This window comes from Micromonospora sp. S4605 (assembly GCF_003176715.1).
GTDB classification, from domain to species: Bacteria; Actinomycetota; Actinomycetes; order Mycobacteriales; family Micromonosporaceae; genus Micromonospora; species Micromonospora echinaurantiaca.
On sequence record NZ_QGSW01000340.1, the window covers coordinates 1 to 9,782 of the forward strand.

Here is a 9,782-nt window from a genome sequence, read left to right on the forward strand (position 1 = left end):
CCACCCAGCTCTTCCCGGAGCAGGCGCGGATCGTCGAGTTGTGCCGGCGTCCACTGTCGGTGGCCGAGGTCGGCGCGGAACTGGACCTGCCGGTGGGCACCGTCCGGGTGCTGCTCGCCGACCTGGCGGCCGCCGGGCTGATCGAGACCCACGAGCCCCCGATGCTGTCCGCGCTGCCGACCGAGGCGCTGCTCAAGGAACTGCTCGCGGGGCTTCGCGCACTGTGACCGGGCCGGGGCGGCCCGCCGCCCGCCGGGGGCGGCAGCGTGCCCGGCGGACGATCTGTAGGGGAGAAGGCAATGCCGGCAGCACCGCCGCAGCCACGGCGGACCGTGGCCATCATCGTGCTCGACCGGATCATGGCCGCCGTCGCATCGGCGCGGCACGTGGCCACCGGCCGGGCTGACGGGGCGACCGTGGGCCGGCTCGCGCTGCTCGCCGCGGGGGCGGTGCTGGTCGCGACGGCGGTCGCCGTCGTCGTGGTGCTGCGGACCCCGGAGCGCCTGGCGCCGGTGGCCCTGGACCCGCCGCCGGCGGTCGCGGTGCCGACCGGTGCCCCCGCGGGCGGCTCCGGGGTGCAGGCCGAGCCGCCCAGCTCCCGCCCGACGTCGGCGCGCCCGAGCACGGCGACCTCCTCGGCCGCCCCGACGACGAGCGGATCCACGGCGACGCCGCCGGCCACCGGCGCGACGCTCGGCGCCGAGTTCGCCATCGAGGAGCGCGCCCTGCTCAGCTACGGCGCGGCGGTGACCATCCGCAACCCCGGGCCGGGCCGGGCGACCGACTGGACTCTGGTGGTCACGTTGCCCCGGGAATCCCTGGAGGTCACCGCGGTCAGCGGTGCCCGGGCCAGCCGGGACGGCGCGACGTGGAGCTTCGTGCCGGACGGCGCCGGCGCGGCGGTGCCCGCCGACGGCTCGGTGCGGGTGACCTTCCGGGTGACCGGTTCCCCGGTCAGCGCCGGCCCGACCGCCTGCACCATCGACGGCACGCCCTGCACCGGCCTGAACTGAGCCGCCGGGTCGCCGCCGCGCCCCGCCCGGGCGCCGCCCCGCGCCGTCGTGCGAACCGCGATCCGGGGCGGTGCGCGGGGGTGTGATCCCCGTCCCCGGGCACCGGGTGGTGCCGCCGGAGCGGCGGCACTCAGCGCTCGGGGTGGCGGCGGACGAAGTCCTGGTACGTCTCGTTGGCCAACTCGATCTCACGAACCTGCGCGGCCAGTTCGGCTCGGCGGATCTCCGCCGTCGCCCGGGCGCGGGCCAGCCGCAGCTCGTGCCGCCGGTCGCGCCGGCGGGACCAGCCGCGGGCGGCGGCCCAGGCGAGCCAGCCGCCCGACGCCGCCAGCCCGGTCAGCCCGAAGGCGAGCAGGAAGTCCACGGTGCCTCCTTCCGGCCGGTCAGCCGACGTCCCGGCGGACCGCCAGCCAGGTGCCCAGCCCGAACGTCAGCAGGACGTATCCGGCCAGCACGGTGGCCGGCAACACGGCGCTGGAGGCGTCGAGCACGCCGGGCGTACCGCCGTCGAACTGGGACCGGGCGCCCAGCGCGCCGGCCAGCGCGCCGGAACTCGGCGCCAGCAACAGCTTCTGCGGCACCGTCAGCGGGTCGAGGACGAGGGCGAGCCCGCTCACCGCGTTCTCCAACACCAGCGTCCACACCAGACCGACGGCGATCGCGGTGGCGGTGCTGCGGAAGGCGATCGCGAGGAACCAGCCGACCCCGGCGTGGGCCGTGCAGATCAGCCAGGCGGCGGCCACCGCCCCGGCGACGCTCCCAACCGGCGGCCAGTCGGGTCCCCGCCCTTCGATCGCGGCCAGCACCCCGGTGACCAGCGCCAGCGCCGCGAAGGTGGCGACTACGACCAGCAGGGTCAGCCCGCACAGGACGACGGCGTGCCCGGCCATCACCTGGGCGCGCCGCGGCCGCTGCGTGAAGATCAGGTTCAGTGTGCCCCAGCGGTACTCGTTGCCGACCACCAGCGCGCCGAGGATCACCACGATCGCCCCGCCGAAGAGCGGGAACAGCCCGATCCCGGTGGTGACCAACTCGCCCGGCAGGACGGCGGCGAGCAGCGACTCGGCGGCCTCCGCCTGCTCCGGGTCGCCGGCCAGCGCCAGGTGCACCAGGTAGGGGATGCCGACGCCGAAGGCGAGCGCCAGGATCGTCCAGGTCGCGGTGATCGTCCACACCGCCGGTCGCTTCCGGTCGGCGAACCAGGCCGCGCGGATCGAACCGATCATCGGGCGCCTCCCGTCACGGTCGCGGACTCGTGGCGCTCACCGGGCTCCGGGGGCGCCGGCTCGTCGGGCTCCGCGGGCTCGGCGCGGTCGCGGCCCGGCGACCGCCCGCCGGGTGCGGCGGTCAGTTCCAGGAACGCCTCCTCCAGCGAGTGGCGCAGCGGGCGCAGTTCCCGTACGTCGACGCCGGCCTCGACCAGGCGTCGGTTGAGTTCCGCGGCCAGCGCCGGATCGGTGGTGACCCGCAGCCGCCCGTCGACCACCTCGACCGCCCGGACCCGGTCGTGCTCGCGCAGCCGGGCGACCGCCGCGTCCACCGGGTCGGCGTCGATCAGCAGCACGGCCCGGCCCAGCGCCTCGCGCAGGTCGTCCGGGCTGCCGTCGGCGACCAGCCGGCCGTGGTCGATGACGGCGATCCGGTCGCAGATCTGCTCCACCTCGCCGAGGACGTGGCTGGACAGCAGTACGGTCCGGCCCTGCTGTCCGAGCGAGCGGAGCAGGTCCCGGATCTCGGAGACGCCGGCCGGGTCGAGGCCGTTGGTCGGCTCGTCCAGGATCAACAGGTCCGGTTCCTTGAGCAGTGCGGCGGCCACCCCGAGCCGCTGCTTCATGCCCAGCGAGTAGGTGCGGAACGCCGAACCCGCCCGCCCGGCCAGGCCGACCTCGGCGAGCACCCGCTCGGCGGCGCTGTCGGGCGCCCCGGCGTAGCGGGCGGCCAGCCGCAGATTGTCCAGCCCGGACAGGTGCGGGTAGAACGTCGGCGACTCGATGAGGGCGCCGACCCGGGCCAGTTGCCCCGGCGCGCCGGGCGGCAGGCCAAGCACCCGGATCCGTCCGCTGGTGGGCCGGACCAGCCCGACCAGCATGCGCATGGTGGTGGTCTTGCCCGCGCCGTTCGGCCCCAGGAAGCCGAGCACCTCGCCCGCGGGCACCCGCAGGTCGAGGCCGTCGACCGCGGTCACCCCGCCGGGATAACGCTTGGTGACCCCGGCCAATTCAATGGCAAATCGGTCATTCCTCAACGCGACGCCGCAATCGTACGCCCTCGCGCGAGGTTTCCGACGGCCCAATTTGACGCAATGTTCATCCGGCAGTCCTTAGAATTCCTGACCGCGACACAGGGTTAATTGCGTGCGGTCAACTAACTGCTCGTTAAGGCAACTGCCCAGGTCGCGACGGGGGTCGGGGCCCGGGCCGTGTCATCGTGCCGCCGCCGGTCGCGGCCCTTGCCGTGTAACGATGTAAAAGCCTCTGACCTGCGGCGGGACTGATGACGCCCACAGCGTAGCGGAGGTCGATCGTCGCCGGAAGGCCCCTCGACGCGTACCGACCGTCGATTTTGTCTTAGCCGCAGCTCAGCCCATACGAATTCACCGCCACCACTGGTCGACGCGAAACATTCTGTTGACGAATGAATTGATCTTGGGCAGCATGAAGGCACTTTCGAGTTGACCGTGGTCGTTGGCATGGGGGCCGAAGATGAGCCAGTCGCCGGACGGTGGAGTGACCCTTGAAATGCGTCCCAAGCTCCGGCACGACGTGGTGTTCCTGGACGCTCCGGCGGGTGCCTACCTGCGCGGCCCGGACACCGCCTTCCTGATCAAGGGACGGTCCGCCTTCCGGTGGCTGAGCTCGCTGAGCCCCTACCTCACCGGCGAGCACACCCTCGCGCAGCTCACCGCCACCCTGGAACCCGGCCAGCGGCAGACCGTGCTGACCCTGGTCCGGGCGCTGGTCGCCCGTGGCTTCGCCAAGGACGCCGGCGACCGTACCGAACTGCCGGAGCCGGTGGCCCGCCGCTTCGCCCCCCAGATCGAATTCGTCGACCACTTCGCCGACGACGCGACCGGCCGGTTCCGGCGCTTCCACGCCGCCCGGGTGGCGCTCGCCGGTGGGGGAGCGCCGCTGCTGGCCGCGGCGGCCGGCCTGCTCCGCAACGGGTGCCTCCGGCTGGACCTGCACCCGGACGACGACCCGGCGCCCTACCTCGAGGCCCTGCGGCCCGAACTGGACGAGCTGCGCGCCGACGGGCTGCCGGTCGAGGTGACCGTCGGCACCGGGCCGCTGGCCGCCACCGGCGCCGACGCGGTCCTCTACTGCGCCGGCCCGGACGGGCTGGCCGGCCTGGCCGAGCTGGCCCGCGCCAGCCACCGGGACGGCCCGCTGCTGGTCCCGGTGGTCTGGGACGGCGACCGGGCGGTGGTCGGGCCGACCGTGGCGGCCGGACAGACCCCCTGCTGGTGCTGCGCCCAGCTACGGCTGACCGCCACCGCCGACCCGGCGGCGGCCGCCGACTTCTGGCGCCGCACCGCCCTCGGCACCGGCGAGCCGGTCTTCCTGCCCGAGATGACCGGGCGGATGCTGGGCAACGCCGCCGCCTTCGAACTCTTCCGCGCGCTGACCGGCGCGGTGCCCCCGGACACGGCCGCCGGCGTGCTGCTGCTCGACCCGACCACGCTGGAATCGAGCCGCGAGCGGGTGCTGCCGCACCCCGCCTGCCCGGTCTGCCGGGACGTCGAGATGACCGCGCCGGCGGCGCCGCCCGCCTCCGACGACGAGACCTACCAGCGGGCCGAGGCGCTGGTGTCCCCGTACGCCGGGGTGTTCACCCGGTTCGTGGACGACCCGCTGGAGCAGGCCCCGCTGAAGACAGCCCGGCTGCGGTTGCCGGGCCGGCGCGGGCCGCGCGAGGTGACCGCGTTCGACGTGCACACCGTGATGAACGCCCGGCTGGGCGCCTACCGGGTCGCGGTCCGGGAGCACGCCGCCCGCTACCCGGACCCGGCCGCCGTGCGGACGGCGTCGGCCGTCGAACTGCGCGAGCAGGGCGAGCACCCGGTCCCGTGGCTGGAACTGGACCCGGCCACCGGCGCGCCCCCGGAGGACCCGGCCCGGCGGACACGCTGGCTCCGCGCGGCCGTGCTCGGGCGGCCGGAGACGGTCTGGGTGCCGGCCGCGCTGGCGCTGCCCACCTCCGCGCTGAACGCCGAGGGCTGGGCCGAGCCGACCGTGGCCGGCGCGGCCGTCGCCGCCACCGTCGACGGCGTGATCGACCAGGGGCTGGCCGACGCGCTGGCGTACCGCGCGCTGACCGCCGCCCTGCGCGGCCGGGGCGACCTGCGGTCGCTGGCCGAGGAGGACCTGGTCGACGACGACACCGCGTTCGTGGTCAAGGCGGCGCGCCGGTTCGGCCGGCGGCTGTCGGTCTTCGTCCTGGGCGCCGCCGCCCCCGCGCACGCGGTCCTCGCCGTCACCGAGTCCCCCGACGGCGGCGACCGCGGCTGGGCGCTGGCCGCCGGCTTCGACCCGGTGTCCGCCCGGCTGGCGGCCGTTCGGGACGCGGTCGGCCGGGTCCAGGTGCGGCACTTCGAGGGTACGGACGCCGACCTCGGCGACCCGCTGCTGGGTGACTTCGACCCGGCGGCGGTCACCGTCCACGCCAGCACCGGCGCGGCCGCGCCGGCCTGGGCCACCGACCGGGCCGCCGTGCTGGCCGCGCTGGCCGAGCGGGGGACCGACGCCCTGCTGGTCGAGACCACCACCCGCGACGTCCGGGCGAGCGGCGCCTTCCGTAGCGGGGTGGTCCTGCTGCGCCACCACGGCCGAGCGGCCGACTGAACCACCACACCAGTGGTCCCGGCGAGGCACGCACCCTGGAAGGAGGTGGACACATGCCGATCACTTTGAACGACGAGCTCCGTGAGCTGGAGACCGAGACCTTCGAGATCGAGGAGGTCGAGGACGGCGGCGAGGCGCTCGCCGCGAGCAGCTCGAGCTGCTCCTGCTCCAGCTGCTGCAGCTGCAGCACGTCTAGCTGCTGCAGCACCAGCACCAGCACCTCGAGCTGCGGCTGACCGGGCGTCCGGGGTTGACGCCCCGACGCCGACGACTTCCAGTCCTGGTGGGACACCGCAAGACGACGCACCATCCGCCGCCGGCCGACACCGGCGAGTAGCCCCTGCGTGCCTCCGCTGGATCCACCGTGGTGGTGCGGGCAGACCCACCGACGACTGGCACCGACCGCGGCTCAAGGAGAGGCCCGTGCCGACACAACCCCTGACATCCGGCGCACTGCCCGAGTCGGTCCGCAGTGAACTGCGCGATCTGCAGACCGAGACGTTCGAGGTCGAGGACATCGCGGATCTGTCCGCCGACCTCATGGACATCTGCAGCAGCAGCACGAGCACATCGAGCTGCTCCAGTTGCAGCACGTCCAGTTGTTGCAGCTGCACCTCGTCGAGTTGCAGCAGCACCAGCTGAGCCGTGGCGCCGCCGGCCGCTCCGGACGGCCGGCCGGCGTCGGGGCCCCGAAACACCGAGGGGAGGTAGAAGTGCCGGAACTGACTGAGGAACTGCGCGCGCTGGAGACGGAGACGTTCGAGATCGAGGACGTCGACGCCGTCGACGCGATGGTCATGGACTGGTCCAGCTCCAGCTGTTCCTGCTCCAGCTGCTGCAGCTGCAGCACGTCGAGCTGCTGCAGCAGCAGCACCAGCACCGGATGCGGCGGCGGCTGACCGTCGCTACCGTCCCCGCCGGCGAGCCACGCCGGCGGGGCACCCCGGTCCGCCCCGCAACCGCAGCGAGCCAGACAGGTGAACCGCATGATCGTCGACGTCCGGACCACCTCCACCGGGTGGGACTCCAGCCTCAAACACCTCGGCGAGGCGTTGCACCAGCGACGCCAGGACCCGGCGCCCCGGCCCGGCGGCCCGCCGCTGGACGGGATCACCGTCCGCGTCGCGGCCCTCGGCCTGACCGACCTGCAGCGCGACGACGCCGCCGGGCCGACCGGTGACGTGGTGCCGATCTGGCTGCACGGCGCCACCGCCCTGGTCGGCCCCCGCTGGTCACCACCGGTGGGGGAGCAGCGGCCGGGTCCGTGCCCGGTCTGCGTCCAGCGACGCTGGCAGGCCATCCGGCTCCGGGACGAGCGGCACGCCCTGGAACACGGCGCCGCCGTCGGCACCGTGGCGGCGCTGCCGCACCTGACCCCGTTCGCCGTCGACGCGGTCTGGCAACTGCTGCTCGACGCGTGCCGGCCGCAGCCCGGCCGGCCCGGCGTCGGCCGGCTGCGGCAGCTGCGGATGGACACCCTGGAGACCTCGGTGGTCGAGGTGCTGGCCGACTCGGAGTGCCCGGCCTGCGCGACCCCGGCACCGGACACCGCCGAGGCCGCGGTGATCCGGCTGACCAGCCGGCCCAAGCCGGACGTGTCCGCGTACCGGCTGCGCTCGGCCCGGGAGCTGGACCTGCCGGTCGGGGCGTTGGCCAACCCGGTCGCGGGGGCGCTGGGCGGCAACGCGCTGCGCGCCTACAACGCCACCGCCACCGCGCCGGTCACCGGCTACTTCCGGGTCCGCAGCCGCTACGACCTGCACGAGATGTGGTGGAGCGGGCACGCCGACAGCTACGGCGCGAGCGAGACGTACGCGCTGCTGGAAGGGCTGGAGCGGTACGCCGGGCAGTTCCCCCGCGCCCGGCGGACCACGGTCTTCGACAGCTACGCCAACCTGGCGCCGGACGCGCTGGACCCGGCCGGGCTGGGCTACCACCCGGCGTTCTACCACGGCCACGGCCGCTACTACGCCCCGTACTCGCCGACCGAGCCGATGCACTGGGTGTGGGGCTGGTCGCTGCGCGACCGGGTCCCCCGGCTGGTGCCCGAGCAGCTCGTCTACTACCTGGACCGGCGCACCGACCAGCGCAAGTTCGTCCAGGAGTGCTCCAACGGCTGCGCCAGCGGCAGCTGCCCGGAGGAGGCCCTGCTGCACGGCATGCTCGAACTGGTCGAGCGGGACGCCTTCCTGCTCGCCTGGTACGGCTCGGCCCGGCTCGCCGAGATCGACCCGGCCACCTGCCGCGACGAGCGGGTGCACTTCATGCTCGACCGGGTGGACCTGCTCGGGTACGACATCCGGCTCTTCGACACCCGGGCGGACCTGCCGGTCCCGGTGGTCACCGCGGTCGCGGTGAAGCGCGGCGACGGCCTCGGCCAGCTCTGCTTCGCCGCCGGCGCCAGCCTCGACCCCGAGGACGCGGTCCGCGCGGCGGTCTGCGAAACCGCGTCCTACGTGCCTGGCTTCGACGAGCGGGTCGCCGCCAGCGAGGCGGAGCTGCGCGAGATGACCCGGGACTACACCAAGGTCACCGAGCTGAGCCACCACGCCCTGCTGTACGGGTTACCGGAGATGACGCGGCACGCCCGGTTCCTCTTCGACGACCCGCCGCTGCGCTCGATGACCGAGCTGTACGGCGACTGGCTGGCGACCCGGCCCACCCACGACGACCTGCGCGCCGACACGGAGTACCTGGGCGGGCTGATCGCCGGACTGGGCGGCGACGTGGTGGCGGTCGACCAGACCTGCCCCGAGCAGGAGATCGCCGGGGTGCACACGATGGCGGTGGTGGCGCCCGCCCTGGTGCCGATCGACTTCGGCTGGCAGCGGCAGCGGGTGCTGTGGAGCGACCGGCTGGCCCAGCACCTGGCCCGCGGCCCGCAGGGGCCCGACCGGCTCGGCCCGACCGGCCGCAACCCGAACCCGCACCCCTTCCCCTAGGAGCACCGACATGCAGCAGCAGGCGACCGAGGTGGTCCGGGACTACGCCGGGGCGGTGTTCCGCCGGGCCCGGGTGCCGATGGAACCGCTCGACTACGAGGTGGACTGGGTCGACCAGCCGTCCCGGCACACCACCTACCCCGGCGCGCCCCGGGTGCCGCTGCCGGCCGACCTGCCGGCCGACCTGCCGACGCTGCCCACCCTGCGCGAGCTGTTCACCGGGGAGCACCCGCCGCCGCGGGCCGGCTGGTCGCTGCCCCGGCTGGCGACGCTGCTGCGGCTGTCGTACGGGGTGCTCGACCGGCGGCTGACGGTCAACTGGAACCAGGACGTCGCCAAGCGGACCCACTTCGAGCACGCCGTGTGGGGCCGGGGCACCGCCTCCGGCGGTGGCATGTATCCGGTGGAGCTCTACCTGGTCAGCGGGGCGTCCGGGCCGCTGCTGCCCGGCGTGTACCACTACCACACCGGCCAGCACGTGCTGGAGCGGCTGCTGCTCGGCGACGTCGCCGGCACCGTACGCGGCGCCCTCGATGCCGGCGCGGGCGGCCCGGCCGGTGTCGGGGACAGCTTCCTGCTGGCCGCCATCCGGTTCTGGAAGAACTCCTTCAAGTACAACAGCTTCTGCTACCACGTGGTCACCCAGGACCTGGGCGCGCTGCTCGGCTCGTGGGAGCTGCTCGCCGACGCGCTGGGCGTGCCGCTGCGCCGGCTGCTCTGCTTCGATCCGGCGCCGCTGGACCGGCTGCTCGGCTTCGACCGCGACCAGGAGGGTGTCTTCGCCGTCGTCCCGATCGAGTGGGCCGCCGACCGCCCGGCCGCCCACGGCCAGGCCGCCGCCGTCCCGGTCGCCGCCGGCCGAGCCGCCGCCGGCCCGACCGCCGCCGGCCCGACCGCCGATGGCCTGACCGCCGACGGTGCGACCGCCGCCGGTCCGGCCGCCGCCCGCCCGACCGCCACCGTCCCGGCCGCCCGCACATCCGGCG

At 74.8% G+C, this 9,782-nt stretch carries 11 protein-coding genes; 8 read left to right on the forward strand and 3 right to left on the reverse strand.

The genetic code is table 11. From position 1 onward, the window contains the following. Positions 1 to 227 (forward strand): DUF742 domain-containing protein (locus DLJ47_RS29485; protein WP_146228220.1); only part of this gene is annotated, 227 nt, incomplete at its 5' end. Positions 228 to 299: 72 nt separating this feature from the next. After that, positions 300 to 1,013, forward strand: coding sequence for a cellulose binding domain-containing protein (locus DLJ47_RS29490; RefSeq protein WP_109904853.1), 714 nt, complete (start codon positions 300 to 302; stop codon positions 1,011 to 1,013). A gap of 130 nt (positions 1,014 to 1,143) precedes the next feature. On the opposite strand, the gene DLJ47_RS29495 is transcribed toward DLJ47_RS29490, so the two are convergent. From DLJ47_RS29495 to DLJ47_RS29505, 3 genes are read right to left on the reverse strand one after another with little or no spacing between them, the layout of a single operon-like run. Beyond that, positions 1,144 to 1,377 carry a hypothetical protein gene (locus DLJ47_RS29495; protein ID WP_109904855.1) on the reverse strand — a complete coding sequence of 78 codons (234 nt, stop codon included), beginning with the start codon at positions 1,375 to 1,377 and terminating at the stop codon, positions 1,144 to 1,146. 19 nt (positions 1,378 to 1,396) lie between these two features. Next, on the reverse strand, positions 1,397 to 2,239 hold the full coding sequence (locus tag DLJ47_RS29500; protein WP_109904857.1) for an ABC transporter permease subunit: 843 nt from the start codon (positions 2,237 to 2,239) through the stop codon (positions 1,397 to 1,399). Next, positions 2,236 to 3,198 (reverse strand): ABC transporter ATP-binding protein, encoded by a 963-nt coding sequence (locus tag DLJ47_RS29505; RefSeq protein ID WP_233258081.1) that lies wholly within the window; start codon positions 3,196 to 3,198, stop codon positions 2,236 to 2,238. Before DLJ47_RS29505 ends, DLJ47_RS29500 begins: the two co-directional genes overlap by 4 nt. Positions 3,199 to 3,751: 553 nt before the next feature. Between DLJ47_RS29505 and DLJ47_RS29510 the strand changes: the two genes are divergently transcribed. The 6 genes from DLJ47_RS29510 to DLJ47_RS35995 form a co-directional block, all read left to right on the forward strand. After that, the gene (locus tag DLJ47_RS29510) at positions 3,752 to 5,854 is read left to right on the forward strand and encodes a TOMM precursor leader peptide-binding protein (RefSeq protein ID WP_109904861.1); all 2,103 of its coding nucleotides are present in this window, start codon (positions 3,752 to 3,754) and stop codon (positions 5,852 to 5,854) included. 53 nt (positions 5,855 to 5,907) lie between these two features. Continuing rightward, the gene (locus DLJ47_RS29515; RefSeq protein ID WP_088993325.1) at positions 5,908 to 6,090 is read left to right on the forward strand and encodes a hypothetical protein; all 183 of its coding nucleotides are present in this window, start codon (positions 5,908 to 5,910) and stop codon (positions 6,088 to 6,090) included. A 187-nt stretch (positions 6,091 to 6,277) separates the two neighbouring features. Then, positions 6,278 to 6,496 carry a thiazolylpeptide-type bacteriocin gene (locus tag DLJ47_RS37555; protein ID WP_255562352.1) on the forward strand — a complete coding sequence of 73 codons (219 nt, stop codon included), beginning with the start codon at positions 6,278 to 6,280 and terminating at the stop codon, positions 6,494 to 6,496. 71 nt (positions 6,497 to 6,567) lie between these two features. Further along, positions 6,568 to 6,753 carry a thiazolylpeptide-type bacteriocin gene (locus tag DLJ47_RS29525; RefSeq protein ID WP_088993326.1) on the forward strand — a complete coding sequence of 62 codons (186 nt, stop codon included), beginning with the start codon at positions 6,568 to 6,570 and terminating at the stop codon, positions 6,751 to 6,753. A gap of 87 nt (positions 6,754 to 6,840) precedes the next feature. Beyond that, the gene (locus tag DLJ47_RS29530; protein WP_146228221.1) at positions 6,841 to 8,796 is read left to right on the forward strand and encodes a TOMM precursor leader peptide-binding protein; all 1,956 of its coding nucleotides are present in this window, start codon (positions 6,841 to 6,843) and stop codon (positions 8,794 to 8,796) included. Positions 8,797 to 8,806: 10 nt separating this feature from the next. Further along, positions 8,807 to 9,782 (forward strand): SagB/ThcOx family dehydrogenase (locus DLJ47_RS35995; RefSeq protein WP_199236054.1); only part of this gene is annotated, 976 nt, incomplete at its 3' end.

Excerpts from the sequence above, each read along its gene's own strand:
- DLJ47_RS29490 (WP_109904853.1), top strand. The coding sequence starts at position 300 with ATGCCGGCAGCACCGCCGCAGCCACGGCGGACCGTGGCCATCATCGTG.
- DLJ47_RS29500 (WP_109904857.1), bottom strand. The coding sequence starts at position 2,239 with ATGATCGGTTCGATCCGCGCGGCCTGGTTCGCCGACCGGAAGCGACCG.
- DLJ47_RS29510 (WP_109904861.1), top strand. The coding sequence starts at position 3,752 with ATGCGTCCCAAGCTCCGGCACGACGTGGTGTTCCTGGACGCTCCGGCG.
- DLJ47_RS29515 (WP_088993325.1), top strand. The coding sequence starts at position 5,908 with ATGCCGATCACTTTGAACGACGAGCTCCGTGAGCTGGAGACCGAGACC.
- DLJ47_RS29530 (WP_146228221.1), top strand. The coding sequence starts at position 6,841 with ATGATCGTCGACGTCCGGACCACCTCCACCGGGTGGGACTCCAGCCTC.